Annotated in this window: 30 protein-coding genes; 20 read left to right on the forward strand and 10 right to left on the reverse strand. The window is 73.4% G+C overall.

What is annotated here, in order from left to right; genetic code table 11:
* Positions 1–12: 12 nt before the first annotated feature.
* Positions 13–759, reverse strand: coding sequence for a DeoR/GlpR family DNA-binding transcription regulator (locus FHR77_RS12375; protein ID WP_167260621.1), 747 nt, complete (start codon positions 757–759; stop codon positions 13–15).
* Positions 756–1,769, reverse strand: coding sequence for a PfkB family carbohydrate kinase (locus FHR77_RS12380; protein WP_167260623.1), 1,014 nt, complete (start codon positions 1,767–1,769; stop codon positions 756–758). Before FHR77_RS12380 ends, FHR77_RS12375 begins: the two co-directional genes overlap by 4 nt.
* A 77-nt stretch (positions 1,770–1,846) precedes the next feature.
* Between FHR77_RS12380 and FHR77_RS12385 the strand changes: the two genes are divergently transcribed.
* The 5 genes from FHR77_RS12385 (at position 1,847) to FHR77_RS12405 (ending at position 7,258) form a co-directional block, all read left to right on the forward strand.
* Positions 1,847–2,794, forward strand: coding sequence for a sugar phosphate isomerase/epimerase family protein (locus FHR77_RS12385; protein ID WP_056059192.1), 948 nt, complete (start codon positions 1,847–1,849; stop codon positions 2,792–2,794).
* A 222-nt stretch (positions 2,795–3,016) separates the two neighbouring features.
* Positions 3,017–4,021: an ABC transporter substrate-binding protein gene (locus tag FHR77_RS12390; protein WP_197981568.1), complete on the forward strand. Its 1,005-nt coding sequence runs from the start codon at positions 3,017–3,019 to the stop codon at positions 4,019–4,021.
* Positions 4,018–5,625 carry a sugar ABC transporter ATP-binding protein gene (locus FHR77_RS12395; protein WP_167260625.1) on the forward strand — a complete coding sequence of 536 codons (1,608 nt, stop codon included), beginning with the start codon at positions 4,018–4,020 and terminating at the stop codon, positions 5,623–5,625. Before FHR77_RS12390 ends, FHR77_RS12395 begins: the two co-directional genes overlap by 4 nt.
* Complete coding sequence (locus FHR77_RS12400) at positions 5,618–6,673, forward strand: ABC transporter permease (protein WP_056057786.1); 1,056 nt, start codon at positions 5,618–5,620, stop codon at positions 6,671–6,673. The genes FHR77_RS12395 and FHR77_RS12400 overlap by 8 nt, the downstream gene beginning before the upstream one ends.
* Before the next feature lie 102 nt (positions 6,674–6,775).
* Positions 6,776–7,258, forward strand: coding sequence for an RbsD/FucU family protein (locus FHR77_RS12405; RefSeq protein ID WP_056057789.1), 483 nt, complete (start codon positions 6,776–6,778; stop codon positions 7,256–7,258).
* A gap of 13 nt (positions 7,259–7,271) precedes the next feature.
* On the opposite strand, the gene FHR77_RS12410 is transcribed toward FHR77_RS12405, so the two are convergent.
* From FHR77_RS12410 to FHR77_RS12420, 3 genes are all read right to left on the reverse strand, one after another.
* Positions 7,272–7,502 (reverse strand): DUF2283 domain-containing protein, encoded by a 231-nt coding sequence (locus FHR77_RS12410; protein ID WP_056057792.1) that lies wholly within the window; start codon positions 7,500–7,502, stop codon positions 7,272–7,274.
* 9 nt (positions 7,503–7,511) lie between these two features.
* Positions 7,512–8,117, reverse strand: a complete 606-nt coding sequence (locus FHR77_RS12415) for a hypothetical protein (protein WP_167260627.1) — start codon at positions 8,115–8,117, stop codon at positions 7,512–7,514.
* Positions 8,118–8,180: 63 nt separating this feature from the next.
* Entirely contained in the window at positions 8,181–8,378 is a 198-nt protein-coding gene (locus tag FHR77_RS12420) for a hypothetical protein (RefSeq protein WP_167260629.1), read from the reverse strand.
* 215 nt (positions 8,379–8,593) lie between these two features.
* Here FHR77_RS12420 and FHR77_RS12425 point away from each other — a divergent pair, with 215 nt between their 5' ends.
* The 6 genes from FHR77_RS12425 (at position 8,594) to FHR77_RS12445 (ending at position 10,978) form a co-directional block, all read left to right on the forward strand.
* Entirely contained in the window at positions 8,594–9,130 is a 537-nt protein-coding gene (locus FHR77_RS12425; RefSeq protein ID WP_167260631.1) for a hypothetical protein, read from the forward strand.
* Entirely contained in the window at positions 9,127–9,390 is a 264-nt protein-coding gene (locus FHR77_RS12430) for a hypothetical protein (RefSeq protein WP_167260633.1), read from the forward strand. The genes FHR77_RS12425 and FHR77_RS12430 overlap by 4 nt, the downstream gene beginning before the upstream one ends.
* A gap of 167 nt (positions 9,391–9,557) precedes the next feature.
* Positions 9,558–9,791 carry a hypothetical protein gene (locus FHR77_RS12435; protein WP_167260635.1) on the forward strand — a complete coding sequence of 78 codons (234 nt, stop codon included), beginning with the start codon at positions 9,558–9,560 and terminating at the stop codon, positions 9,789–9,791.
* Positions 9,792–9,908: 117 nt separating this feature from the next.
* Entirely contained in the window at positions 9,909–10,394 is a 486-nt protein-coding gene (locus tag FHR77_RS12440; RefSeq protein WP_167260637.1) for a tetratricopeptide repeat protein, read from the forward strand.
* Between the two features lie 201 nt (positions 10,395–10,595).
* The gene (locus tag FHR77_RS16440) at positions 10,596–10,730 is read left to right on the forward strand and encodes a hypothetical protein (RefSeq protein ID WP_279589074.1); all 135 of its coding nucleotides are present in this window, start codon (positions 10,596–10,598) and stop codon (positions 10,728–10,730) included.
* Positions 10,731–10,741: 11 nt separating this feature from the next.
* Entirely contained in the window at positions 10,742–10,978 is a 237-nt protein-coding gene (locus FHR77_RS12445) for a hypothetical protein (RefSeq protein WP_167260639.1), read from the forward strand.
* A gap of 81 nt (positions 10,979–11,059) precedes the next feature.
* Here the strand turns inward: FHR77_RS12445 and FHR77_RS12450 are convergent, their stop codons facing one another.
* Positions 11,060–11,800, reverse strand: a complete 741-nt coding sequence (locus FHR77_RS12450; RefSeq protein WP_167260641.1) for an SDR family NAD(P)-dependent oxidoreductase — start codon at positions 11,798–11,800, stop codon at positions 11,060–11,062.
* Between the two features lie 169 nt (positions 11,801–11,969).
* Here FHR77_RS12450 and FHR77_RS12455 point away from each other — a divergent pair, with 169 nt between their 5' ends.
* The 4 genes from FHR77_RS12455 (at position 11,970) to FHR77_RS12470 (ending at position 15,494) form a co-directional block, all read left to right on the forward strand.
* Positions 11,970–12,992, forward strand: coding sequence for a hypothetical protein (locus FHR77_RS12455; RefSeq protein ID WP_167260643.1), 1,023 nt, complete (start codon positions 11,970–11,972; stop codon positions 12,990–12,992).
* 53 nt (positions 12,993–13,045) lie between these two features.
* Positions 13,046–13,819 (forward strand): NUDIX domain-containing protein, encoded by a 774-nt coding sequence (locus tag FHR77_RS12460; RefSeq protein ID WP_167260645.1) that lies wholly within the window; start codon positions 13,046–13,048, stop codon positions 13,817–13,819.
* Between the two features lie 9 nt (positions 13,820–13,828).
* Positions 13,829–14,578, forward strand: a complete 750-nt coding sequence (locus FHR77_RS12465) for a GntR family transcriptional regulator (RefSeq protein ID WP_167260647.1) — start codon at positions 13,829–13,831, stop codon at positions 14,576–14,578.
* A 214-nt stretch (positions 14,579–14,792) separates the two neighbouring features.
* On the forward strand, positions 14,793–15,494 hold the full coding sequence (locus FHR77_RS12470; RefSeq protein WP_167260649.1) for a GrpB family protein: 702 nt from the start codon (positions 14,793–14,795) through the stop codon (positions 15,492–15,494).
* Positions 15,495–15,810: 316 nt separating this feature from the next.
* On the opposite strand, the gene FHR77_RS12475 is transcribed toward FHR77_RS12470, so the two are convergent.
* Positions 15,811–16,692, reverse strand: a complete 882-nt coding sequence (locus tag FHR77_RS12475) for an NAD-dependent epimerase/dehydratase family protein (RefSeq protein WP_167260651.1) — start codon at positions 16,690–16,692, stop codon at positions 15,811–15,813.
* A gap of 102 nt (positions 16,693–16,794) precedes the next feature.
* Here FHR77_RS12475 and FHR77_RS12480 point away from each other — a divergent pair, with 102 nt between their 5' ends.
* A complete protein-coding gene (locus FHR77_RS12480; protein WP_341777354.1) occupies positions 16,795–17,343 on the forward strand; it encodes a GNAT family N-acetyltransferase in 549 nt (182 codons plus the stop codon).
* A gap of 72 nt (positions 17,344–17,415) precedes the next feature.
* Here FHR77_RS12480 and FHR77_RS12485 read toward each other — a convergent pair whose 3' ends face one another.
* Together FHR77_RS12485 and FHR77_RS12490 are read right to left on the reverse strand one after the other, a co-directional pair.
* Positions 17,416–18,330 (reverse strand): NmrA family NAD(P)-binding protein, encoded by a 915-nt coding sequence (locus tag FHR77_RS12485; RefSeq protein WP_167260655.1) that lies wholly within the window; start codon positions 18,328–18,330, stop codon positions 17,416–17,418.
* A 51-nt stretch (positions 18,331–18,381) separates the two neighbouring features.
* Positions 18,382–18,885 carry a MarR family winged helix-turn-helix transcriptional regulator gene (locus tag FHR77_RS12490; protein ID WP_167260657.1) on the reverse strand — a complete coding sequence of 168 codons (504 nt, stop codon included), beginning with the start codon at positions 18,883–18,885 and terminating at the stop codon, positions 18,382–18,384.
* A 58-nt stretch (positions 18,886–18,943) separates the two neighbouring features.
* Here FHR77_RS12490 and FHR77_RS12495 point away from each other — a divergent pair, with 58 nt between their 5' ends.
* Positions 18,944–20,131: an FAD-dependent monooxygenase gene (locus FHR77_RS12495; protein WP_167260659.1), complete on the forward strand. Its 1,188-nt coding sequence runs from the start codon at positions 18,944–18,946 to the stop codon at positions 20,129–20,131.
* A gap of 45 nt (positions 20,132–20,176) precedes the next feature.
* Here FHR77_RS12495 and FHR77_RS12500 read toward each other — a convergent pair whose 3' ends face one another.
* A complete protein-coding gene (locus FHR77_RS12500) occupies positions 20,177–21,121 on the reverse strand; it encodes an alpha/beta hydrolase family protein (protein ID WP_167260661.1) in 945 nt (314 codons plus the stop codon).
* Between the two features lie 121 nt (positions 21,122–21,242).
* On the opposite strand from FHR77_RS12500, the gene FHR77_RS12505 reads away from it, so the two are divergent.
* The 3 genes from FHR77_RS12505 to FHR77_RS12515 all read left to right on the forward strand — a co-directional run bounded on the left by FHR77_RS12505 (position 21,243) and on the right by FHR77_RS12515 (position 24,549).
* A complete protein-coding gene (locus FHR77_RS12505) occupies positions 21,243–21,869 on the forward strand; it encodes a TetR/AcrR family transcriptional regulator (protein WP_167260663.1) in 627 nt (208 codons plus the stop codon).
* 168 nt (positions 21,870–22,037) lie between these two features.
* Entirely contained in the window at positions 22,038–23,573 is a 1,536-nt protein-coding gene (locus FHR77_RS12510) for an MFS transporter (RefSeq protein ID WP_341777356.1), read from the forward strand.
* On the forward strand, positions 23,566–24,549 hold the full coding sequence (locus tag FHR77_RS12515; RefSeq protein ID WP_167260665.1) for an alpha/beta hydrolase fold domain-containing protein: 984 nt from the start codon (positions 23,566–23,568) through the stop codon (positions 24,547–24,549). Before FHR77_RS12510 ends, FHR77_RS12515 begins: the two co-directional genes overlap by 8 nt.

A 24,549-nucleotide genomic window follows, 5' to 3' on the forward strand; every position in this document is an offset into this window, starting at 1 on the left:
CGCCGTCGCGGCTCAGCGCTGGCGCGGCGCGACGACGAAGGCCGCCGCGGCGTCGAGCACCGGGTCGGCGCGGTCGCTCACGACCGTGCAGACGCCGAGGCCGAACGAGCGGCAGAGCGAGACGACGCCGAACTTGCTGCTGTCGGCGAGCACGACGGTCTCGCGGCTGTGCGCCTGCACGAGGCGCTTCTTGTTGGCCTCGCGGATGTCGAACGTGGTGACGCCGGCCTCGGCGTCGATGCCGGTGACGCCGATGAAGGCCCGGTCGAAGTAGAGGTCCTCGAGCTGTCGGTCGGTCATCGTGCCGGCGACGGAGCCGATGTCGGGCAGGTAGTCGCCGCCGAGCGCCGTCACGGTCACCCGGGGCCGGGGCACCATGCCGAGCACCTGCGTGTTCGAGGTGATGACGTGCACGTCGATGTTCGGCAGAGCCACCATGAACTCGGTCAGCGACGTGCCCGAGTCGACGTAGATCGTCTCGCCCTCGACCACCATGGCGGCGGCGGCGCGGGCGATCGCGACCTTCTCGTCGCGGTTGATCTGCGACTTCATCGCCGCCGGCAGCTCGGCCGAGCGCTCCTCGGCACGGATCGCCCCTCCGCGCAGGCTCACGACGTGGCCGGACTGCTCCAGCTCGCGGATGTCGCGGCGCACGGTCGAGGGCGACGCCCCCGTGGCCGTGACGAGGTCGTCGATCAGGATCGAGTCGCCCGAGGCGACACGGTCGAGGATCAGCTGGTGCCTGGCGAACGATCTCACGCCTCGAGGTCCTCCCGGGTCGGCATGCTGGACTGTGCCCCCATCCCCGCGACGGTGATCGAGGCGACGAGCGCGGCGGTGCGGGCGGCTGAGAACGGGTCGACCCCGTCGGCCAGCGCGACGGCGAAGGCCCCGATGAACGAGTCGCCGGCGCCGGTCGTGTCGACCGCGCGGGCGGGCACCGCCCCCACGAACTCCACCCGTCGGCCCTCGAGAACATAGCAGCCGCGACTGCCGAGGGTCAGGACGACAGAGTCGCAGAACGCCGCCAGCTCGGCGACCGCGGCCCGCATCGCCGCGTCGTCGGCGACGTCGCCGAGGGGGCGTCCGAGGTACTCGGCCGCCTCGTCCTCGTTGACGACGAACCAGGCGCAGGCGCGGGTCACCTCGAGCGGCACGGGCCGGGCGGGCGCGGCGTTGTAGACGACCGGGACGCCCGCGGCCGCGGCGAGCGCCACCGCCCGCTCGTTGGCCGAGGCCGGCACCTCGTTCTGCAGCACGACCACGGCCGACGACGCGACGAGGTCGGCGTTCTCGTCGACCCACTCGCCGGTCACGTCGGCGTTCGCCCCCTCGACGATCGTCGCGTGCACCTCGCCCTCGCCGACGACGTGCACGATGCCGAGGCCGGCCGCCGCGTCGGTGGGCCGCAGCCGGCACTCGACGCCCTCGCGCTCGAGGGCGGCTCGGCAGATCTCGCCGTGCTGGTCCGCCCCCGCGGCGCCGACGAAGCGGACGGAGGCGCCGAGGCGGGCCGCCTGGACGGCCTGGTTCGCGCCCTTGCCGCCGGGGTCGGCGCGGAACCCGGTGGAGACGAGCGTCTCGCCCCGCCGCGGCAGCCGCTCCTGGCTGACGATCAGGTCGTAGTTGATGCTGCCGACCACCAGGATGGCGTGCGCCGCCATGCGGTCCTCCACTTCGTCGTGTCGACGACGTGCCGTCGCCAGGGCCGACAGTAGGCGGCAATGACGACGGTTGTCAAAAATGATCAGCATTCTGGTGCGGTGCACGCGCTCATCCGGGCTGCAGACGTGACCAGAAATGACGACGCTTGACAATCGTGGTCATGCTCCGTACGGTCGCCACCATGAAGTTCGCCACGCGCCTCAACTCGTTCATCGCCGGTGGAGACACCGCCGCAGCCCTCCGCCGCATCAGCGCGACGAAGGGCATCGACCACGTCGACCTCAACTACCCCGAGCACTTCGTGGGCATCGAGCCCGCCGACATGAAGCCCCTCCTCGACGAGCTCGGGCTCTCGCTCAACAGCGTCGCCATGCGCTTCCGCAAGGACTTCGTCCACGGCGAGTACAGCAACCGCGACGAGGCGGTCCGCCGCGAGGCGATCGAGCTGACGAAGGCCGGCATCGACGCCGCGGCCCTCGGCGGCAGCGACCTCGTGACGGTCTGGCTCGGCTACGACGGCTTCGACTACACGTTCCAGAAGGACTACGCGCGTGACCTCGGCCGCATCGTCGAGGCCTTCCAGGAGCTCGCCGACCACCGCCCCGACGTCCGCATCAGCATCGAGTACAAGCCCTACGAGGAGCGCGTGCACTCGGTCATCCGCAGCGTCGGGCAGACCCTGCACGTCCTCCAGCTGATCGACCGGCCCAACGTCGGCGCGACGCTCGACTTCGCGCACATGCTGATGGCCGGCGACGCGCCCGGCTTCGGCGCCGCGCTGCTGCTCGCCGAGGGCAAGCTGTGGGGCGTCCACCTCAACGACGGCAACAACGACCACGACGACGGGCTCATGATCGGCTCGATCCACCCCTTCGAGACGATCGAGTTCCTCTACTACCTGCTCCGCCACGACTACGACGGCGTCATCTACTTCGACACGTTCCCCATCCGGGAGGACGCACAGGAGGAGGCGGAGACCAACCGGGCCACCGTCGAGCTGCTCATCGCGAAGATCGAGGCGGTCGGCGTCGACCACATCACCTCGGTCATCGACCAGGCCGACGGCATCGCCTCGCAGCGCCTCCGCAACGAGCTGATGAGCGTCGCCGTCCCCGCTCCCGGCGCCTGACCCGTCGTCGAGGGCGTCCCGAGACTCCTCGGGCCCCGGCCGGTGCCTCCCCGCGACCCGCGCGTGCGGAGGCACCCGGCCCGCGACTCCCCGGGCCCCCGCCCGACCCCGTGCGACCCGACCGACACGCACCACCCCGCACGACGAACACCCCCCGACCCCTTCTCACACACAGGTGGACACGCAATGGCGCGATCTAGAACAGTCTTCTCCCTCTCCCTCGTGGCGACCATCGCCCTCGTCGCCCTCGTCGGCGGCGTCGTCGGCGGCAGGGCCACGGTCTCCGAGGCGGCATCGAGCGGAGGGGGTGAAGGAGGCGCGGCGTCCGGAGTCAAGGTCGACGTCATCATCCGGGCCAGCGACTCCGCCTACTGGCAGACCCTGCTCGCCGGCTCCGAGGCCGCCGCGGCCGACTACGGCATCGAGGTCGCGACCTTCGGACCGACCTCCGAGACCGACATCGCCGGGCAGGTGCAGCTCGTCGAGAACTCCGTCTCGCGCGGCGCCGACGCCATCCTCATCGCGCCCAGCTCGAGCGAGGCCCTGAACGCCTCCATCGACCAGGCGCGGGCGGCCGGCATCAAGGTCATCACGGCCGACACGAAGGTCACCGCCGACATCGAGGGCCACATCGGCACGAACAACGTCCTCGCCGGCACGGCCGCCGGCGAGCGCATGTGCCAGCTGCTCACCGACGCGGGCACGACCACCGGCAAGGTGCTCGTCGAGGCCCCGATCGCGGGCATCGAGGCCAACCAGGACCGCGACGCGGGCTTCCGGGCCGGGCTCGCGGCCGGCTGCCCCGACATCGACTCCAGCCTGCAGAGCTACAACAACAACGACATCGGCACGGCGGCCTCGCAGGTGAACGACGCCATCTCGGCGAACTCCGACCTCGTGGGCGTCTTCGCCGACAACAACAGCTCCGGCGTCGGCGCGGCCACCGCCATCAAGGACAACGACGCGTCCGACGACATCGTCGTCGTCGCCTTCGACTCCGACCCGGCGGAGAACGCCGCCCTGGCCGACGGCAGCATCGACGCGCTGGTCGTGCAGAACCCCTGGTTCCTCGGCTACCAGGGCGTCGTCGAGGCCGCGATGGCGACGCAGGGGCGCATCCCGCCCGCGAGCCTCGACCCCGGCGTCGCGGTGGCCGACCGCGACAACATGGAGAGCCCCGAGATCAAGTCGCTCCTCGAGCCGCAGACTGCCGAGACCAACGGATGACCGTCCGCGAGCCCGAGGGCGCTGCCGTGCTGCAGCTCACCGACGTCTCGAAGGCGTTCGGCGCCGTCCAGGCCCTCAGCGGCGTCTCGCTCAAGCTCGTGGCGGGGCAGGTGCACTGCCTCGCCGGCGAGAACGGCGCCGGCAAGTCGACGCTGATCAAGGTGCTCACCGGGGCGCTGCCCCGCGACTCGGGCGACTACGACATCGACGGCCGCACCGTCACGACGGCCACCCCGGCCGCCCTCCGCGGCGCGGGCGTGCAGGCCGTCTACCAGGAGCTCAGCCTCCTGCCGCACCTCTCAGTGGGCGAGAACATGTTCATGGGCCGCCTGCCGGCGCGCTCGGGCGTGATCCGCTCCCGCGACCTGCACGACCGCTGCCGGTTCGTGCTCGACTCGCTCGGCCTCGCCGACGTCGACCCCGACGTCGTCGTCGAGCGGCTGCCCGCCGCGACGAAGCAGCTCGTCGAGGTCGCGAAGGTCGTCACCGCCGACTCCGTCAAGGTGATCGTCTTCGACGAGCCGACGACGGCGCTGACCGAGGCCGAGTCCGACCGACTGCTCGACCAGATCCGGAAGTTCAAGGCGGAGGGCGTCGCGATCCTCTACGTCACCCACCGCCTGGAGGAGATGTTCGCCGTCGGCGACTGGGTCACGGTGCTCCGCGACGGCGAGCTGTCGCAGAGCGGGCCGATGAGCGACTACACGGAGGACACGCTGATCAACGCCATGGTCGGCCGTGAGGTGTCGAGCCTGTACCCGGACGAGGCGCGCGAGGTCCACCCGGCGCGCCTCAGCCTCCGGGGCCTGCGGCGCACGCCGGACAGCCCGACCATCGACCTCGAGGCCCGGGGCGGCGAGATCCTCGGCATCGGGGGCCTGCTCGGCTCGGGGCGCAGCGAGCTGCTGCTCAGCGTCTTCGGCTCGGAGCCGGTCGCGGAGGGCGAGATCCTCGTCGACGGCGTCGTGGTCCGGCCCGACGGGCCGCGCACGATGATGGACGCGGGCGTGGCCCTGCTCACCGAGGACCGCAAGGTGCTCGGCCTGCTGCCGGAGCTGTCCATCCGCGAGAACGTGACGATCGCGAGCCTGCGCGTCGGCTCCCGACGGGGGCTGCTGCCCGGCCGGGCACAGTCCGACGAGGCCGACGCCCTGCTCGACAGCCTCCGCATCCGCGCCGGCTCGTACGACCAGCCGGTCTCGACGCTCTCCGGGGGCAACCAGCAGAAGGTGCTGCTCGCCCGCTGGCTGCTGACGAAGCCCGGGGTCATCATGTTCGACGAGCCGACGAAGGGCATCGACGTCGGCGCCAAGGGCGAGCTCTACGACGTGATCAACGACCTGGCCCGCCGCGGCCTCGCGGTCGTCGTCGTCTCGTCGTACCTGCCCGAGCTGCTCGGCCTCGCCGATCGCGTGGTGGTGCTCCGCGAGGGCGCCGTCGCGGGCGAGCTGCCGGGCGGCGCCTCCGAGGAGGACGTGCTCCGCCTCGCCAGCGGCGGGGTCGACGACCCCGCCGACCACCTGCACGGCGTCCCGCCGCTCAGGCACGACCCCCGCACCGACCCGGTCACCCGACAGAACATCGAGGAAGTCCCCCATGCCTAAGTTGATGTGGCGCGAACCCATCGAGACGACGACCATCCGGGTGGTGCGGAACGGCGACGACGCCGCGGCCGCGGCCGCCCGGGCGTCGACCAAGCCGCGGGTCACGACCCTCGGCAGCATCGCCGGCCGCGAGAGCGGGGTGCTGATCGTCCTGCTCGTCGTGTTCGGAGCGCTGACGCTCGCGAGCGACGACTTCCTGACCGGCAACAACCTCGCGAACCTGGCCCGCCAGGTGTCGATCTTCGGGATCCTCGCCATCGGGCAGCTGATGGTCATCCTCACCGGGGGCATCGACCTCTCGGTCGGGTCGATCCTCGGCCTCGCCGGGGCGGTCACCGCGCAGCTGCTCGTCGCGGGGGTGCCGATCCCGCTCGCGCTGATCCTGGGCGCGCTCGTCGGGGCGGTGCTGGGCATCATCACGGGGCTGCTGGTGACGAGGTTCAAGCTCCCCCCGTTCATCGCGACGCTCGGCATGCTCGGCATCGCCCGGGGCGTGGTGCTCGTGATCACCGACGCGAACACGATCCAGGGCCTGCCCGAGGGCTTCCAGACGATCGCCAACGGCTCGGTGGTCGGCGTGCCGAACCTGCTGATCCTGTTCGTCGTCATCGCGGCGATCGCGGCCTTCGTGCTGAAGCGCACCGTCTTCGGCCGGTACGTCTACGCCGTCGGCTCGAACCCGGAGGCGGCGCGCCTGGCCGGAGTGCCGGTGCGACTGGTGACCATCACGGTCTACGGCATCGCGGGGCTGCTGTCGGCGGTCGGCGGCGTGCTGCTGACCTCGCGGCTCGGGGCCGGCGTGCCCACGGCGGGCACCGGCTTCGAGCTGCAGGCGATCGCGGCGTGCGTGATCGGCGGCGCGAGCCTCTCCGGGGCACGGGGCAGCGCGATCGGCGCGGCCTGCGGGGCGCTGCTGATCGGCGTGCTGAACAACGGCGGCAACCTGCTGGCCGTGAACTCGTTCTACCTCCAGATCGCGATCGGCCTGCTGATCCTCGTGGCCGTCGCGTTCGACCAGCTGAACACCCGGGCCGCCGCCCGGGAATGAGGCACGGCGACGGCCGGGCCGGTGCCTCCTGCGGGAGGTGGCCGGCCCGGTCGTCGTGCACCGCGACTCCCCCCGTCCCATCCCTTCCTGAAGGAGCCCCTCGTGCTCAAGGGCATCGACCCCGTCCTCACCGCCGAGCTGCTGTCGGTGCTCATGTCGATGGGGCACGGCGACCAGCTGCTGCTCTGCGACGTGAACCACCCGGCCGCGTCGATCGCGGCCCACACCACCCACGGCACCGTCGTCGACCTCGCGGGCTGCGACCTGCCGCGGGCCGTGGGCGCCGTCCTGTCGCTGATGCCGCTCGACACGTTCGTCGAGGCACCCGTGACGCGGATGGCGGTGGTGGGCGACCCCGACCGGCTCGTGCCGGTGCACCACGCCGTGCAGGCCGCGGTCGACGCCGCCGTCGGCGGGGCCGTGCCGGTGGAGGCGCTGGAGCGGTTCGACTTCTACGCCGCGGCCCGCGGGGCGTTCGCGGTCGTGCGGACCAGCGACTGGGGGCCGTACGGGTGCTTCCTGCTGCGGAAGGGCGTGGTGGAGGGCAGGGCGTCGGGCGGGGCAGAGGCCGCCGCAGGGGCGTGAGCCTCCGGGTTCGTCACCCGATGCGCGTGGCGTGTTCCAGCACCGACTCGGCGAGCGCGGCGCGGGCTCCGACGACCTCGATCCCGAGCAGTCGCCCCTCAGCGTCGAAGTCGAGCACGACGGTGGCGCGGTCACCGGGGGCCTCGACGACCTCCTGGGCGACGGCGGCGCCGCGGCCGACGCGCGGCACGAGCTGGATGTAGGCGCAGTCGGCGGACGCGTCGTAGGTCACGGGGAGGTCCATCGCGCCACGCTAGCGCGCGGCTGACGTGCCGGAGTCGGCCCTGCGCGCCGCGGCCAGGGCCTTCCAGAGGTCGTCGGCGACGAGGTGCGCCTCGGTGCTGACGACGGGCAGGGGCTCGCGCCCCACGATCTCGAGCACGACCCACCGACCGCCTCGGAGCCGCCGACGGTGGTCGACCGGCTGCACGCTGACGGTGCCGACGGCGTCGAGCGGCCACTCCTCGGAGCGGGAGCCCCGCCACCGGGCGGAGGCGCGGGGCACCCACCGCAGGCGCGTGGTCGAGAGTGCGAGCACGCCGGTCAGCCCGGCACCGCCGGTCGGCCGGACGATCTGGGCCGTGGTGCCCCAGACCAGGCGCTCACCCGCATCGACCGGGAGGCGACGCCACGCCCCCGGGGCCCGCAGGTCGATGACGACGGCGACCAGCGCCAGCAGCCCGAGCACGACTCCGGCGATCAGGGTCATGACCCAGAACCACCCCCGGTCCCGGTCGTGATCGAGGAGCTGCAGGGCGACGACGCCGGCGAGGACGACCGGCGGCGCGGCACCCCACCACGCCCGCGAGCGCAGGGCTCGCTCGGAGGGAGAGGCGGGAGGGTCGAGGGCTGCGGCCATGGGCCCATCCTGGTCGAGAGCGGTGCGGTGGGGACGTTGGCGGAGGCCTGGAGTCCGATCAGCTCAGGCGGCGGCCACGATCGGCACGATGATCGTGGCCGAGATGATGCCGGCACCGAGCCCGGCCAGGACGGTGACCGACCACCACGCTCGGCTCAGGACAGCTGCGCCACCTCGCCGGCGTACAACCAGGGCGGCGAGTACGCCGGCAGCCAGGAGCAGCGTTCCGATGATGAGCAGGACGATGCTGGCGGGACCCATGCCCGAACTGTAGTCAGCTGGTCACGAGCGAGGTCCTCCCCCGGCGGGAAGTACGGTCCAGCATCGCTGATCCCACTCCGGAGTGGATCAGCGATCCTGGACCACGACTCCCGTCCCTGCCGCAGCGAGGCGAGCTCTCCGACCCACCGACCGCGGCGCTGCGTAGGCTCGCGGCGGGGGGCGAGCTCACTGCCGTGCCCGAGGGGGGAAGCGCGATGGGGAAGAGAACGCAGTTCATCAAGGGCCAGGGCGTCCGGTTCGTCAGTGTCGGAATCGGCATGTTCGTCGGAGTGGGCGTCGTCCTGCTCCTCTGGGCCGTCGACGACGACCCGCTGCCGGTCGGGATCCTCATGGCCATCATCGCCGTCGTCCTCGTCATCGGCCTGGCGGCCACCGTCGTGGGGCTGCTCATCGCCCGCTCGGTGTTCGGTGACCGCGTCGAGGTGGCGCTCCGACGAGCAGGTGAGCGGAAGTGGCGGCACGGACGGCTCGAGCTGGCGCCCGGCCGCCTGACGTTCACGCCCTACCGCTGGCAGATGCGGTTCGTCTCCGGTGATCCGCTCGACTTCGAGGTGCGCGAGGTGGGGGCCGACACGGGCCGTCGCCCGTCTCCGACGCAGAGCCTGACCGTGAACCCGGCCCTCCACCTCGTCGACGTCGAGACCGACCAGGGCACGCTGGAGCTCGGGGTGCAGGCCCACCAGGTCGACGACCTGCGCGGGCGGCTGCAGCCGACCCGCGCCTCCTCGTGACCGGCACCGACGGAGGTCGCGATCCGGCGAGCGGCCAGGTGCGGGAGGCCCGTCGGCTGATGGTCGCCGGGGCCGTGTGCGTGGTCGTCGCGATCGTGCTGCTGTTGCAGCCCCAGGACGAGCTGCCCGTGCTGGGCGACACGTCGTCCGCCGCACGCATCATCGGCGGTCTCGGGGCTGTCTTCGTGATCCGAGCTGGCATCGGCCTCTGGCTCGTGCGCCGGGACCGACGGAGGCGCGGGCCCGACGAGCAGACCTGACCGGGATCGTGCGGAGCACTGGACCCGCGGGAAGTACGGCCCAGGAACGCTGATCCACTCCAGAGTGGAGGAGCGATGCGGGGGCGCACTCCCGGAGCCGCCCGCCGCGGGCTCACGTCGCGACCGACCTGACCTGACCTGACCTGACCCGACACGAGGAGCACGACATGGACGCCCGAGACACGACGAAGCGCGGAGCGCCCGGCGGCCTTCCCGGGGCGTGGTTCAACGTCGCCGTCTGCTCCGCCGTCCTGGTCGGCGCCGTCGTCTACACCGTGACCGGCCCGGACCTCCTCTCCGACCGGCTCATCGGCGCAGGCGTCGCCCTCATCGGCGTCGGCATGCTCGTCTTCTTCATCTCGGTCCTCCGCCGCGAGCTCGCCCGCCGTCGCGACCGCTGAGGCCCCGACCCGCGCGAGGCTGAGCCGGCACCGGCATCGCCACCGGCACGCGAGCCCGACGCCTGCCGTGAGCGTCGCGGGTGGCACGGACGCCGTCCCGGCCGCTAGCGTGCCCGGATGAGCACCGACGAGTGGGAAGAGCGCGTGGCCGCCCTCTGGGCCGACGAGAGCGTCGACGACGAGCGGCGGATCGCGCTGATGCGCGACCTCGCCGCCGACGCCCCGCACCCCGCCCTCGGCGCGTTCGAGCTCGGCGGCGCGCACGACTCCGGCGGCCGGGAGGCCGACGCCGACGTCTCGTACGCGGCCGCGACCGCCGCCGGGCTCGCCGCGGTCGACTCCGACCGGGCGGCGCGCATGGTCGTGCAGCACGCCTCGACCCTCCGCAACCTCGGCCGCGTCGACGAGGCGATCACGATGCTCCGCGACGCCCCTCCGCACCCCGCGACCGGTGCGGCACCGAGGGTGTTCCTCGCGCTCGCCCTGCACAGCGCCGGCCGTGTCGACGAGGCGCTGCGTGTCGCGATCGAGGCCGTCGAGCCGACGCTGCCGCGGTACCACCGCTCGGTCCGCGCCTACGCGGCGGCCCTCACCGGCGACTGAGCGCGGGCGCGACCTCCCTCGAGGGCTCGCACCGCGACTCCTGCCCGCCCCCGCCTCGACGACTCGGTCGGCCGGCGGAGGCGGAGAAGGACCGTCGCGGATCGCCGATCCACTCCAGAGTGGATCGAGCTCCTCAGCGACCGTCTCCCCAGCGACGACGTCACACCTCCGCAGGGCGCGCATCTGGTGTTCACTGCACAGATGCCCGTCGAACCGCTCGTCGTCATGGCCACCTGGGCACCGCTGACGCCCGTCGGCATCATCGTCTTCAGCATCGCGTGCGTCGCCGTCATCGTCTCGTGGGTGCTGCAGTGGCGCAAGATGAACAAGGACTGACACCGCTGACCATGACATCGAGCCAGGTCGTCGCCCTCGTCATCTCCCCCTTCGTCGCCGTCTTCGGCGTGTTCTTCATCACCTCGCGGCACCACATCTCGCGGGTGGCGCGCCAGCTGCGACGCGAGCAGAAGCAGTACGTCGGCCCGTGCACCCAGTCGCCGACCCTGATGCTCGTCGCCGGCGTCGCCATCGTCATCGCCGCAGCGCTGATAGCCGTCGGAGCCTTGACCGGCGTCATCGACTGATCGGCAGGCCCGAGCCACGAGCCCCGCGCCCCGCGCCCCGCAGCGAGCGCGACCGCGAGCGCCGCGCCGCGCCAGCGACCTTCAGCCGCGCGGCAGCGCCACTCCCGTCTCGCGCTCGAGCGCCGCGAGCACCTCGCCCTGGAAGCCCTCGTCGCCGACGGAGGCGTGCGGCTGCTGCTGCTGCTCCTCGTGGAACCAGTAGGCCCCGCTGACGTCGCCCAGCTCGCCGAGGGCGAGCAGCCGCTGCGTGCGGTGGCCGAGCTCGAAGTCGTCGGGCGCCCCCGCGCCTCCCATCTTCGTGGCGACCCAGCCCGGGTCGACCGCGTTGCTCCGCAGGTCGGGCCGGAGTCGCGCGACGGCCGCCGAGAACGCCGTCACGAACAGCTTGCTGTCGGAGTACGAGCCGGTCTCTCGCGAGCCCGACCAGTCGACGTCGCCCAGCACGGACGCCGTGCCGCTCTTGTGCATGCCGCTGCTGAGGTACACGTGCCGCGTCGGCGCCGTCACGAGCGCGGTGAGCAGGTACGGGGCGACGACGTTGACGGGCATCATCGCCGCGCCGCGGATCAGGCCCGCGTTGTGGATGACCGCGTCGAGCGGTGCGTCGAGCGCGTTCAGCTCGTCGGCGAGCGCCGTCACCGCGTCGCGGTCGCCGAGGTCGGCGACGACGAGCCGGGCTCCGCGGTCGACGAGCGGCCGCAGCACCTCCCCGCGCGAGTCGCTGCGGGCGTGGACGACGACGTGGTGCCCCTGCTCGAGCAGGGCTTCGGCGGCGCCGCGGCCGAGGCCGTCGGTCGAGCCGGTGACGAGGATGTGTGCCATGCCCCGATCCTGGCCCCGAGAGAGCACAGTCGGTCCAGGCACCTCCTCCCCCGCCCGTGTCGGTGGTCGCCTGCACGCTCGGATCATGAGCACAGTCACAGGCACACGCCCCTGGCGCCGAGAGCGTCCTGCCCGTCGGCGGGCGGCCACGATCTGGACGGGCCCAGGGATGATGAGCGTCGTCGCGCTCGGCGAGCTCTACCTCACGTTCGTCTGGGCTGCTCTCGTCAGCGAGATCGGTGGGGACGACCTGTGGGCAGTCCTCGGTCCTCTAGCTAGGCAGGTCGGTTCTGACGCGCTGACCATCCTCACGGTCGTCCTGGGGCTTCTCGGCGCCCTCTTCATCGCACAGGTCCTCCCCACGGATCCTCTCGACCAGCGACGCGACAGTGGTTCCGTCGGGCTCTTCGCTTATGGACTGGCTGGCACCTCGGCGGCCGTCGTCGTACTGGCCGCCGTCGGCACCCTCGCCCCTCGGCCACGCGACTACGGAATGTGGAGCATCGTCGCCTTGGGTGCCGTGAGCACCGTCGTGGCACTCTGGCTCGGACTCGTCACGTTCGGGTCTCGCCGACGTCTCCGCCGACTGGCAGGGCTGCAGTTGCAGTCCACGGGGAGGACGCTGCTCCGATACGCAGAGTCGACACGCCCTTCCTCACGACCCGTCATCGACGCGGTCCGCGTCACCGTGCTCACCGGTGTCGCCACGAGCGCTATCGCCCTCGCCATCGCCCTCTTACGCGCTCCCAGGGAGATCGCACCGGACGAAGTCGCCGTGATGGGCGGTTTGTTCGTCTTGCTCACCACGCTCGGCGTCATCTCGGCCTGGTTCACCTGCGTCGTCAAGGCAGCCCGAATCGACATGGTCCGGCACGCCTGGGTCGGCACCGCCACGACCGGCGCCGTCGCCGGCGGAGTCGTGATGACCGCAGTCCTGCTCGGGCTGATCTTCAGCACGGCGCCTCTCGGGAACGCGCTCGTGCCCGCGGTGTTGGTGTCGCAGGTGCTCCCGCTGTTCACCGTGCTGAGCAGGGCCGGTGGTGGCCGGTGGTCACTCACGGCGGCCGTGGCGTCTGCGGATCTGCGACGCATCCGTAGACGCCGGCTGGAGCTCCTCCGCGACCTCTACGCCCTGCGGAAGCGACGCCACCGCGGCACGTGGGTGGCACTCCGAGGTGCCGACGTGACCTGACGGAGAGCGGCCCGCCGCTCGGGTGCCACGATCACCTCCCCTAGCGTCGAGGCATGACCTCCTCGCCCGCGACTCCCGCCCGACCCGAGCGCCCCGCCGACCCCGCGCGCCCCGCCGACCCCGACCGCCCCTCGCAGCCCGGCGTCGACGTCCCCGACCACCGCGGCCGCACCGGGCTCGACCAGGTGGGCCGCGACCTGGCGCGGAACCCGGACGTCGTCGTCCGCGACGTCGAGCTGACGAGCACCGGCTGGCACGTGCTGCGCCGCACGACCTTCGACCTGCGAGGCCGCGACGGGCGCTGGACGACCCAGCAGCGCGAGACGTACGACCGCGGCGACGGCGCGACGATCCTGCTCTACGACGCCGAGCGCGGCACGGTGCTGCTGACGCGGCAGTTCCGCTTCCCCGCCTACGTCAACGGGCACCCCGACGGCATGCTCGTCGAGACGGGCGGCGGCCTGCTCGACCCCGACGACGCGGGCGACGCGACGGCGGCGATCCGTCGCGAGGCCGAGGAGGAGCTCGGCGTCCGCGTCGGCGAGGTCACCCCCGTCTTCGCCGTCTACATGAGCCCCGGCTCGGTGACCGAGCGGGTGCACTTCTTCGCCGCGCCGTACACGGTCGACGACCGCGTCGGCCCGGGCGGCGGCCTCGAGGAGGAGGGCGAGGACATCGAGGTGCTCGAGGTCGACCACGAGGAGGCGCGCCAGATGATCCGTGACGGTCGCGTCGTCGACGGCAAGACGATCATGCTGCTGCAGTGGGCGGCCCTCGACGGCCCGTTCGCGCCGCGCGGCCCCGAGCGCGACACGCCCGCTGGGTAGGATCGCGCCGTGCCCACCTCCCTCTACGAGCAGATCGCCGACGACCTGCGCCGGCGGATCCTCGGCGGCGAGCTCTCGGTGGGCGACGACGTGCCGAGCGAGGGCGAGCTCGCCGAGCAGTGGCGCACTTCGCGGGGCCCCATCCGCAACGCCCTCGCCGCCCTCCGGTCGGAGGGCCTCGTCGAGACGCGGCGCGGCCGGCCCGCCCGCGTGGTGGCGCGCAAGGCGCACCACCCGGTCGACGTGTCGATCCCGTTCACGAAGTGGGTGCACGACGTCGGCGGCGAGCCCGGTGCCCGCACGCAGGAGGTCTCGCTGCGACGGGCCGGCGAGGAGAAGGCGCGGTCGCTCGGCATCGAGCCCGGCGACCTCGTGGTCGACGTCGTGCGGCTGCGCCTGGTCGACGGGCGCCCGACGATGCTCGAGCGGCTCACCTTCATCGAGGAGGTCGGCCGCGTGCTCTTCGACGTCGACCTCGACACCGTGTCCATCACGGAGTACCTCGACTCGCGCGGCTTCGGCTACGCCGACGTCGACCACGAGATCGACGCCGTCGCCGCCGACGACCTCGACGCCGAGCTGCTCGACGTCGAGCCCGGCACCCCGATCCTGCGCCTGCACCGCGTGACGCGCGGGGCCGACGGGCGCACCTTCGAGGCCTCCGACGACCGCTACCGCAGCGACATCGTGCGCTTCACGGTCGCGGCGTCGGGGCGGGCCCGCGAGGGCGGGCACTTCATCCGGGCGCTCGGCGCCTGAGCCGCCGCGCGGGCCGTCGACGCCCCGCAGCCGGCGAGCGCGGGAGGCACGGAGGCGCGGAGAGCGCACCACCGGAGGCTCGGCGGGTGCAGCGCGGGGGGCGCGGGAGGCGCGGTCCAGGATCGCTGATCCACTCCGGAGTGGATCAGCGATGACGGCGTGCACTTCCCGGCCGGTCGACGTCCGGCCCGCCGCCCCTCGGTAGGCTCGCGCCGTGCCCGACGCCCCCACCCCTCGCCCCCGCACCCCCCGCCGCCCCGACGTGACCGCCCTCGAGCTGGTCGGCGGCCCCGAGCGCGTCACCGTCACGCTGCACGAGCCCGACGAGGCCTGGGCGGCGACCTACCTCGAGCACCGGGCGCGCATCCTCGACGCGGTCCGCGCCTCCCCGGCTGCCGGCTCCGACGGCGGCGGCGACGGCGACGGCGACGGCGAGAACCGCGGCACCGCCCCGTCCGTCGAGGTCGAGCACATCGGCTCGACCTCGGTGCCCGGGCTCGCGGCGAAGCCGATCGTCGACGTCGTCGTCGCGGTCGACGACATCACCGCCGAGGAGGACCACGTCGAGCGCCTGATCGCCGCCGGCTACGAGCTCCGCGTCCGCGAGCCCGGGCACCGGCTGGTGCGCACCCCCGAGCGCGACGTGCACGTGCACCTCTACGAGCGCGGCCACCCCGCGGTCGACGACTACCTGCTGCTGCGTGACCGGCTCCGCTCCGACGACGCCGACCGGGCCCTCTACGAGAGCACGAAGCGCGAGCTGCTCGACCGCGACTGGAGCGACATGAACGACTACGCCGACGCCAAGACCGCCGTCGTCGAGGCCATCAAGGCGAGAGCGCGAGAAGCGCGAGAGGCGCAGGAGGCGCGGGCCCCGTCGTCCGCACCGGCCCCGCACCCCGGGGACGTCGATTAGCCGGTCCCCCACCTCGGGGCAACCCCGGGCACGACGTGACGCGACGCGTCTACCGTCGACGTCACCCGCACCGCACGACCGCCACCCGAGAGGCACCCGCATGGCCCTGCACGACCCGAACGTCGCCCTGACCGCTCCGATCCGTCCTGAGACGCGCCTCCCGCTGCCCGCGACCGAGAAGGTCGACATGGCGCCGCTGCTCGCCGAGCGCGACTGACCCGTGCCCCGCTGACGCACCGCCGGGCTGACGCACCGCCGGGCTGACCCGCCGCCAGGCTGACCCGCCGACCGGCGCGGAGAGCCCGGGAGTCGCGGCTCAGCGCAGCCGGTGCCCCTCGGCGTCGAGGTGGTCGCGCCACGAGCGCGTGGCCGTCCAGCCCAGCAGGCGCCGGGCCTTCTCGGTCGAGATGCCGGAGGCGTCGACGCGGTCGATCGCCCGCAGCTCGACCTGGTCGCCGTGGTGCTCGCGCAGCGTCGCCGCGAAGTCGTGGCCGCCGGCGTTGTCGGCTGCGGCGATGTAGAACACCTCGTGGCCCGGCAGGTCGCTCTCGGCGGCGAGCAGGAGCGCGTCGGCGAGGTCGTCGGAGTCGATGTAGCTGCCGAAGTTCGCGCTCGTCGGCGACGCCTCGCGCACCTGCGGCCCGAGGTTCTCCTCGTAGTTGCTCTCGTCGTGCACCGTGCTCGGCCGGATCGAGATCGCCCGCAGGTCGGAGCGGCGGACGGCCGCGTCCATCAGCTGCTCGCCGAAGGCCTTCGAGAGGGCGTACGGGTCCTGCGGGTGCAGCGGGTGCTCCTCGTCGACGGGGACGTAGTCGGGCAGGAAGGGCCGTTCGGGGAAGAAGTTGCCGACGATGCTCTCGCTCGACACGTTGACGAAGCGGGGCACGCCGAACCGGACCGCCGCCTCCACCAGGTTGAACGTCGACATCAGGTTCGTCTGGAAGACGACGTGCGCGGGGTTCGCGGTCGGCTGCGGGATGGCCGCGACGTGCACCACGGCGTCGGCCCCGGCCACCGCGGCGTACGCGGAGCCCGCGTCGGTGAGGTCGGCCATCATGTACCGGCCGGGCGCGACGGAGCCGGCGTCGAAGACGGGCCGGACGAGGTCGACGCCGAGCACGTCGTGCCCCGCGTCGACGAAGCGACGCACGGCGGCGCGGCCGACCTTGCCGCGTGACCCGGTGATGACGACCTTCATGCTGTGCTCCCTCGACGGGCGACGGTGTCGCCACCGGCCGTCAGGCCGACCAGCGCGACGCTACGCCGCCGTGGCGGGCGGCGGTGCGCGATGATCGTCGGCGTGACCCCTGATGCGCTGCTGACCACGGCCCGGCTGTCCCTCCGCCTGCACCGGGAGGGCGACCTGGAGCGCCTCGTGGCCGTCTACTCGCGGCCGGACGTCGCGCGCTTCCTCCTCGAGGAGCCGTGGACGCCCGAGTCGGGCGCCGCGCACCTCGAGCGTCGCCTCGGGCGCACGGGCCTCGACGAGCCGGACGGCGCCCTCGCGCTGGTCGTCGAGCGGGAGGGGACCGTGATCGGGTCGGTGTCGGTCTGGCGGACCGACCAGGAGCGACGCACCGTCGAGCTGGGCTGGACCTTCGACCCCGACCACGGTGGGCTCGGCTACGCGACGGAGGCCGTCACCGCCGCCCTGCAGCACGCGTTCGAGCGGCACGACGCCCACCGGGCCGTCGCGCAGATGGATGCCCGGAACGACGCGTCGGCGCGTCTCGCGCAGCGGCTCGGCATGCGCCAGGAGGCGCACTTCCGCCGTGACTTCTGGAGCAAGGGCGAGTGGACCGACACCCTGGTCTTCGCGATGCTCGCGAGCGACCGGGCGGCGTCGTAGGCCGGGCGGGCGCGGCGCACGGCGCGACGGCGCGACGTCGCGGCTCGGTGCGCGACCGACCGAGGCCGCCCGCTAGCCCGCCGTGCGGGCCGCCCGCCCGAGGTGAGCGGCGAGCACGTCGCGCACGGTGGTCCACTCGTGGGCCCCGAAGCGGTCGTTGTCGACGTGCCGCAGCTGCGCCTGGCCGCTGAACATGTTGACGAAGTACTGCATGCCCTGCCACGCGGGGAAGGCCTCGTCGGGGTCCTTCGAGAGGCGCCGGCCGACCTTGCTCATCGCCGACAGGGTCGCCGTCGTGCCGGCCCACTGCAGGCCGAAGGGCTCGCCGGTCAGCTCGGTCATCGTGCTCGCGATCTCGCGGGCCGTCATGCGCGACCCCGCGACCTCGACCACCCGCGGGGCGTCGGGGTCGAGCGCCACGAGGGCGGCGACGCGGGCGACGTCGTCCTTGGTGGTGAAGTCGAGCACCTGGTCGGGGCTCGACCAGTAGAGGACCTTGTGGCGCCCGAACAGGATGAGCGGCGCGTCACCGGTGAGCAGCTCGGCGAACATGCCGTTCAGCACCGACGTCGCCCGCACGGGCGCCGCGTCGACGTCGGCGGCGAACTCGCGGCGGAGCTCGAAGTTGCGGTTGCTGCCCACGTCGATCGAGCGGTAGTCGGCCGACCAGTCCGAGGGCACGAAACGCGGCACGCCCGCCGCCACGGTCGCGGCGAGCAGGGCACGCTGCGCGTCGACGATCACCGACCGGGTGCCGCTCACCGCCGAGACGACGACGTCGACGCCGCGGACCGCCTCGGTGAGGGCGTCGTGGTCGCCGTACGCCGCGACGACGACGTCGACCCGGTCGTCGGCGTCGAGGGCCGCGGCGCTCCGGCTGCCCGGGCGGGTCAGCACCCGCACGCGGGCGTCGTGCGTCAGGAGTTCACGGAGGATGCGCTGGCCGAGGTCGCCGGTGGCGCCGGCGAGGAGGACGGTGGTGGTCATGGCCTCGAGTCTCTCCCTGTCGCGGCGTGGCCGCGCACTCGCCCCGACCGGTCAGGGGCGGTGAGGGGGTGGTCCTGTCCGGAGCCTGTCGGTGGCGGCGGTCGCGGCCTCGACCATCCGCTCGAGGAAGACGGTCGACGCGGCGAGGTCCGGGAGGTCCGTCTCGTGGAGGGCTCCGGCGATCTCCGTGACCGACGCCTCCGTGAAGGCCCGCGCCCGCTCCTGCGCCGCGGGCGTCGGGCGGAGCGTGACGCGCCGACGGTCGGCGTGCTCGCGGCTGCGCTCGATCAGGCCAGCGGCCTCGAGCCTGTTGACGAGCACGGTCACCGACCCCGACGTCATCCCGATCCGCTGACCGAGGCGGGCCGGCGACAGCGGGTCACCGTCGGACGCGGCCCACAGCACCTGCCCGAGCGCCTGCGCATCCGTCGTCGGCAGGTCCATCCACGTCGCCATGTGCTGGTTCAGCTCGGCGAAGGCCACGGCCCAGCCGCGCAGCGCCTCCATCACCTCGATCTCGGGAGCCCGCCAGGCGCCCTCGAACACGTCGGTCATCATTCTCCTTCACTGTGCAGTAGCTTTACTGTAAAGCTCATCCGGACCGAGGAGAACCATGAAGAACCGCACTGCCGTCATCTCAGGAGCCAGCATCGCAGGCTTGTCCACGGCGTGGTGGCTGCGACGGACGGGGTGGGACGTCACCGTGATCGAGCGGGCCCCGGCCTTCCGCGACGGCGGCCAGAACGTCGACGTCCGAGGAGCGGCCCGTGACGTCCTCCGGGAGATGCACCTGTTCGACGCCGTGGCGGCACGGAACACCACGGAGACCGGCACCGTCCTCGTCGACGCCCGCGGCGTCGTCACCGCCGAGCTGCCCTCCGACGGGAGCGGCGGGGCGACCGCCGAGCTCGAGATCCTCCGCGGCGACCTCGCGCGCACGCTCCTCGACGACCTCCCCGACGGCGTCGAGTTCGTCTACGGCGACACGATCGCCCGCGTCGACGACGAGGTCGACGGCGTCACGATCACCACCGCGGGCGGCCGGCGCCTCGACGCCGACCTGCTGGTGGTGGCGGAAGGGGTCCGGTCGAGGACGAGGGCCCTGGTCTTCGACGAGAGCGAGGTCGAGGAGCGGGACCTCGGCGTGACGATGGTGTTCGGCACCATCCCGCGCCTCGACCGGGACGACGACCGGTGGCGGTGGCACACCGCCGCCCGAGGCCGCCAGATCCACCTCCGCCCCGACCCCTACGGCACCATCCGGGCGATCCTGGCCTACTCGCCGGGCGACGACGTCCTCGGCACGACCCGCGACGAGACGCTGGAGCTCGTCCGGGCTCGCTACGCCGACGCCGGGTGGGAGGCCCCGCGGATCCTGGACGCCCTCGCGACGTCGCCCGACGTCTACGTCGACCAGCTCCAGCAGGTCCGCATGACGACCTGGCACCGAGGGCACGTGGTGATGGCGGGCGACGCGGCGTGGTGCGTCACGCCCATGGGAGGAGGGGGCGCTTCCCTCGCCCTCCTCGCCGGGCGCGTCCTCGCCGCCGAGCTCGCGAGCACCGACGACCACGACGTGGCCCTCGCCGCGTACGACGCCTGGATGCGCCCGCTCGTCGACGACGTCCAGGACCTGCCCCGCGGCCTCACGGCGTTCGCCTACCCCCAGACCCGTGCCGGCCTCGCCCTCCGCAGGGTCGTGGACAGAGTGATGACGTCGCGAGCGTTCCGGCCCCTGACGGCGAAGCTCACCGCGGTCGCCGAGACCGACCGCAGCCTGCCGCCCCTCACCGTGCGCTGACGGGGTCGGAGATCGCCGAGGGCCGCGATCGAGAGAACGGCGGCGTCACTTGCTGTCGACGTGCCCGATCGGGTCGGCGGCTCGGCGGAGGGCGTCCCGGGCCGCGGGCCAGGCGCCCCCGTCGACGCGGAGGGCCGTGCGGAGGTAGGCGGTGCTCAGGCGCTGGACGACGGCGACCCGCTCCGGGTCCTCGTCGGTCGTCTCGGCGACCTCGTAGCCGACGATCCCGCCCAGGGAGTGCTCCGCGCCGTGCAGGGCGAGGAGGTCGGTGGCGCCGGGGCTGTGCGTGTAGGCGTCGGTGAACCAGTCCGGTCCACGGCTGGACATCCGCGACTGGTCGTGGTCGCCGGCGACGACGAGCGTCGGGGTGGCGAGCTCGCCGAACGACGGGCGCATGAAGGGGAAGTTCGCCTGCGCGAAGGGGTGCAGGTCGTCACCGCCGAGGCCGGTGGCGGCGAGGAGGACGCCCGCGGTGACGCGGCTGTCGGACATGTCGTCTCCGACGCGGCCCTCCTCGTCGACGATGCGCGCGCCGAGGAGCGCCTGCGCCGTCTGGCCGCCCCAGGAGTGGCCCGTCGCGGCGATCCGGTCGCGGTCGACGCGGCCGGCGAGACCGGGGACGGCCGCCTCGACGGCGTCGAGCTGGTCGAGGACGCGGGTCAAGTCGGCGATGCGCTCTGTCCAGATCGAGGGGAAGACCGGGTGGTCGAACCCGAACCCGTTCCGCCTCGAGTCGAGGTGCGTGGGCTGGACGACGACGAAGCCGCGCGAGGCCCAGAACGCGGTCAGGGGCGCGTACCCGTCGAGGTTCCAGCCGTTGCCGTGCGAGAACACGACGACCGGCAGGTCGCCTCCCGTGGCGGGTGCCGACACGCGGACCTCGAGGGGGACGGCGCGCCCCGGGGCCGACAGGGTCACCGGCGCGACGGAGACGACCGGGTCGCCGGCGCCGACGATGTCGTCCAGTGCGGTGACGAGTGATGAGGGCATGGAGGGTTCCTTCCGTGAGGGGTCGGGCTCTGCGATACTGCTTATCGGAGCGCTGCTCCGCAACGTTACGGAACGTTGTTCCGTTAAGCAAGCACCGGTTCGACCCGATCGAGGAGGCGCCATGCCCGACACGCAGGGAGGCGACGCCCCAGCAGCGCCGTCACGGCCGGTGGGCCGCCCCCGCCGCAGCCAGCGGGCTCTCCTGGACGCGGCGGCGGAGGTGTTCGTGGAGTCCGGCGTCGACGCCCCCGTGCGCGAGATCGCGGCGAGGGCGGGCGTGGGGGTCGGGACCGTCTACCGGCACTTCCCGACGCGGCCCGAGCTGGTCGTCGCCGTCTACCGCCACCAGGTCGAGGCCTGCGCCGAGGCCGGGCCGCGACTCCTCGCCGAGAGCGCGACCCCGGAAGGAGCCCTCCGCGCGTGGGTGGCGCTGTTCGTGGACTTCCTCGTGACGAAGCACGGCCTCGCCACCGCCCTCCACGGTGACGCCGCCGGCTCGGACGCACTCCACGCGTACTTCGTGGGCCGGCTCGTGCCGGTCTGCGGGTCGCTCCTCGCCGCGGCCCGCGCCGATCTCGGCCCCTCGGGCGAGGAGGCGGCCCTGGACGGGTACAGCCTCCTGAAGGGCGTCGGCAACCTCTGCATCGGCGCTGCGAGCGACCCGGGCTACGACGCCGAGCTGCTGGTGCAGGCCCTCGTCTCCGGCGCGCTCGCCCCCGGCCGGTCCCCCGGCACGAGCCCCGGGTAGCGCGTCCCCGACCGGAGGACCGCCTCGGCGGCATCGCTCCCGCGCTTCCGTCGGGGGCGGCGGTCCGTGTACGGTGTCGATCACTGAGGTAAAAGGCGCCGCGCTCTGCGACGCACCCGCACGCGGCATCGAACGAGTCGCCACTTCTTCCCAGAAGGAGTGCGCCCCGTGCCACCCAGCCCCTCTCTCACCCGCGGTCGGCTGCGTGCCGGCGACGCGCCTCCCCGGCTGTCCGACGCGGGGATCGCCCTGGCCGGGCTCTCCGCGGTGTTCCTGTTCGAGATGCTCGACACCTCGGTGCTGAACGTCGCCCTGCCCACGATCGGTCGCGAGCTGGGCTCGTCGACGACGGGGCTGCAATGGGTGTCCGGCGCCTACGCGGTCGCCTTCGGCGGGCTCATGCTGCTCTTCGGCGCCGTCGCCGACCGCGTGGGTCGCCGCCGCGTCATGCTCGCGGGCCTCGTGCTGCTGGCCGTGGCGAGCCTCGCCACCGTGGCGGTCACGACGACCGAGCAGCTCATCGCCGTCCGCGTGCTGACGGGCGTCGCCGCGGCGATGACCACGCCCGGGTCGATGGCGCTGGCGTTCCGGCTGTTCGACGACGAGGGCCTGCGCGTCCGGGCCCTCACGGTCATCTCGACCGCGGGGCTCGTCGGCCTCGCCGTCGGCCCGACCGTCGGCGGGTTCGTGCTCGCCGTCGCCCCGTGGCAGGTGCTGCTGCTGGCCGACGTGCCGATCGCGGCGCTGGCGTTCGTCGGCGTCCTCGTCGGCGTCGGCCGCGACGACGCGGCGGGGCTGCGACGCGACCCCGTCGACGTGGGCGGAGCGCTGCTCGGCACCGCGACCGTGGCGGGGCTGCTCGTGACGCCGACCGTCCTCGTCGGGCCGGCCACCGCCTCCTCGTGGGGGTGGGCCGCCGTCGCCCTGACCGTCGCCTGCGGCGCCGGGTTCGTCGTGCGCCTGCGGACGGCGCGGCACCCGGTGGTCGACCTGCACCTGCTCGCCCGCCCCCTGGTGTCGAGCGGCCTGGCGTTCAAGGCCGCGTCGGGCCTCGCCGTCGCCGGGCTGTCGTACCTCGTGACGCTGCAGCTGCAGTTCGCCTGGGGCTGGCCGCCGGCCCTCGCAGCCGTGGGCACGCTGCCGCAGGTCGTCGTTCTCCTCGCCGGGGGCCGCCTCGTGGGGCCGTTCGTGCAGCGGGTCGGCCTCGGCCGGGCGGCGTGGGTCAGCGCGGCGGCGGTCGTGTCGGGCCTCGCCGTGTTCGGCGCCCTGAGCCGCCACGGGTACGTCTGGGTGCTCGTCGCCCTCGTGCTCGTGGCCGCCGGCATGCGCGTCGTCGGCGTCGTCGCGGGAGCCTCCGTGCTGACGGGCCTCCCGGCCGACCGCACCTCGGTCGGTGCCGCCCTCGTCGACACGTCGAGCGAGCTCGCGGGGGGAGCCGCGGTCGCCGCCGCGGGCACCATCGTCGCGGCCTTCGTCACCGGCAGCATCACGACCACGCCGTGGACGGCCCCGCGGCTCGCGGGCTTCGAGGACGCCCTCACCGTCGCCGGGCTCGGCCTCGCCGCCGTCGCCGCCGCGCTCGTCGTGGTCGGGATGCTCCGGGCACGAGCCGCCGACCCGGCCCCCGACGCCACCACGGCACCCGCCCCCTCGACCCCCCTCACCCCCACCGCCCCCACCACCCAGGAGCCCTCCCGTGCCTGACACCACCACCGCCCTGCCCCGCCCCCCGTTCGACCCCGAGTTCGTGCCCTTCCTGGAGGCGATGGACGCCCGCGGCCGCTTCCGCCTCGAGACCGCGATGCTGCCGCAGATGCGCCAGCTGGACACGACGGAGGCGCGGCTCGACGAAGGACTGCGCGCCCGCGGCCTCGAGAGGCGCAGCATCACCGTCCCCGGGCACCTCGGCGACCCGATCACGCTCGCGGTCGTCCAGCGCATCGGCCGCACCGGGACGGCGGCCTGCGCCTACGCGATCCACGGCGGCGGCATGATGTTCGGCCACCACCTCGGCAACCTCGACGCGTACGACGACTGGCTGCTCGTGCACGACGTCGTCCTGGTCAGCCCCGACTACCGTCTCGCCCCCGAGCACCCCGACCCGTACCCGGTCGAGGACTGCTGGGCCGGCCTGACCTGGGTCACGGAGCACGCCGACGAGCTCGGCGTCGACCCCGAGCGGATCGTGCTCGTCGGCCAGAGCGCCGGCGCCGGGCTCGCGGCGGGCACGGCGCTCCTCGCCCGGGACCGGCAGGGGCCGGCCGTCATCGGGCAGGTGCTCGTCAGCCCCATGCTCGACGACCGTGACGCGACGCTCTCCGCGCGGCAGTTCGACGGGGTGGGCGTCGCCGACCGCGAGATGACCCGGTTCGGCTGGGACGCCTACCTCGGCGACCGTCGCGGCGGCGACGACGTGTCGATCTACGCGGCCCCCGGCCGGGCGACCGACCTGGGCGGCCTGCCGCCGGCCTACGTCGACTGTGGCAGCACCGAGGTGTTCCGCGACGAGACCGTCGCCTACGCCAGCGCGCTCTGGGCGGCGGGCGTGCAGGCGGAGCTGCACGTGTGGCCGGGGGCCTTCCACGGGTCGACGAGCATGGTGCCGGGGGCGACGCTGTCGCGGCGGGCCGTCACCGCCCTGCGGGACTGGACCGGGCGCCTCCTCGACGCCACGCCCTGA

Source organism: Frigoribacterium endophyticum, from assembly GCF_011759585.1.
GTDB lineage: Bacteria > Actinomycetota > Actinomycetes > Actinomycetales > Microbacteriaceae > Frigoribacterium > Frigoribacterium endophyticum.

Bases quoted from the DNA above. Each gene is read 5' to 3' on its own strand.
- FHR77_RS12385 (WP_056059192.1), top strand. From the start codon at position 1,847: ATGAAGTTCGCCACGCGCCTCAACTCGTTCATCGCCGGTGGAGACACC.
- FHR77_RS12395 (WP_167260625.1), top strand. From the start codon at position 4,018: ATGACCGTCCGCGAGCCCGAGGGCGCTGCCGTGCTGCAGCTCACCGAC.
- FHR77_RS12400 (WP_056057786.1), top strand. From the start codon at position 5,618: ATGCCTAAGTTGATGTGGCGCGAACCCATCGAGACGACGACCATCCGG.
- FHR77_RS12410 (WP_056057792.1), bottom strand. From the start codon at position 7,502: ATGGACCTCCCCGTGACCTACGACGCGTCCGCCGACTGCGCCTACATC.
- FHR77_RS12415 (WP_167260627.1), bottom strand. From the start codon at position 8,117: ATGGCCGCAGCCCTCGACCCTCCCGCCTCTCCCTCCGAGCGAGCCCTG.
- FHR77_RS12420 (WP_167260629.1), bottom strand. From the start codon at position 8,378: ATGGGTCCCGCCAGCATCGTCCTGCTCATCATCGGAACGCTGCTCCTG.
- FHR77_RS12425 (WP_167260631.1), top strand. From the start codon at position 8,594: ATGGGGAAGAGAACGCAGTTCATCAAGGGCCAGGGCGTCCGGTTCGTC.
- FHR77_RS12435 (WP_167260635.1), top strand. From the start codon at position 9,558: ATGGACGCCCGAGACACGACGAAGCGCGGAGCGCCCGGCGGCCTTCCC.
- FHR77_RS12440 (WP_167260637.1), top strand. From the start codon at position 9,909: ATGAGCACCGACGAGTGGGAAGAGCGCGTGGCCGCCCTCTGGGCCGAC.
- FHR77_RS16440 (WP_279589074.1), top strand. From the start codon at position 10,596: ATGCCCGTCGAACCGCTCGTCGTCATGGCCACCTGGGCACCGCTGACG.
- FHR77_RS12445 (WP_167260639.1), top strand. From the start codon at position 10,742: ATGACATCGAGCCAGGTCGTCGCCCTCGTCATCTCCCCCTTCGTCGCC.
- FHR77_RS12450 (WP_167260641.1), bottom strand. From the start codon at position 11,800: ATGGCACACATCCTCGTCACCGGCTCGACCGACGGCCTCGGCCGCGGC.
- FHR77_RS12455 (WP_167260643.1), top strand. From the start codon at position 11,970: ATGATGAGCGTCGTCGCGCTCGGCGAGCTCTACCTCACGTTCGTCTGG.
- FHR77_RS12460 (WP_167260645.1), top strand. From the start codon at position 13,046: ATGACCTCCTCGCCCGCGACTCCCGCCCGACCCGAGCGCCCCGCCGAC.
- FHR77_RS12475 (WP_167260651.1), bottom strand. From the start codon at position 16,692: ATGAAGGTCGTCATCACCGGGTCACGCGGCAAGGTCGGCCGCGCCGCC.
- FHR77_RS12485 (WP_167260655.1), bottom strand. From the start codon at position 18,330: ATGACCACCACCGTCCTCCTCGCCGGCGCCACCGGCGACCTCGGCCAG.
- FHR77_RS12490 (WP_167260657.1), bottom strand. From the start codon at position 18,885: ATGACCGACGTGTTCGAGGGCGCCTGGCGGGCTCCCGAGATCGAGGTG.
- FHR77_RS12495 (WP_167260659.1), top strand. From the start codon at position 18,944: ATGAAGAACCGCACTGCCGTCATCTCAGGAGCCAGCATCGCAGGCTTG.
- FHR77_RS12500 (WP_167260661.1), bottom strand. From the start codon at position 21,121: ATGCCCTCATCACTCGTCACCGCACTGGACGACATCGTCGGCGCCGGC.
- FHR77_RS12505 (WP_167260663.1), top strand. From the start codon at position 21,243: ATGCCCGACACGCAGGGAGGCGACGCCCCAGCAGCGCCGTCACGGCCG.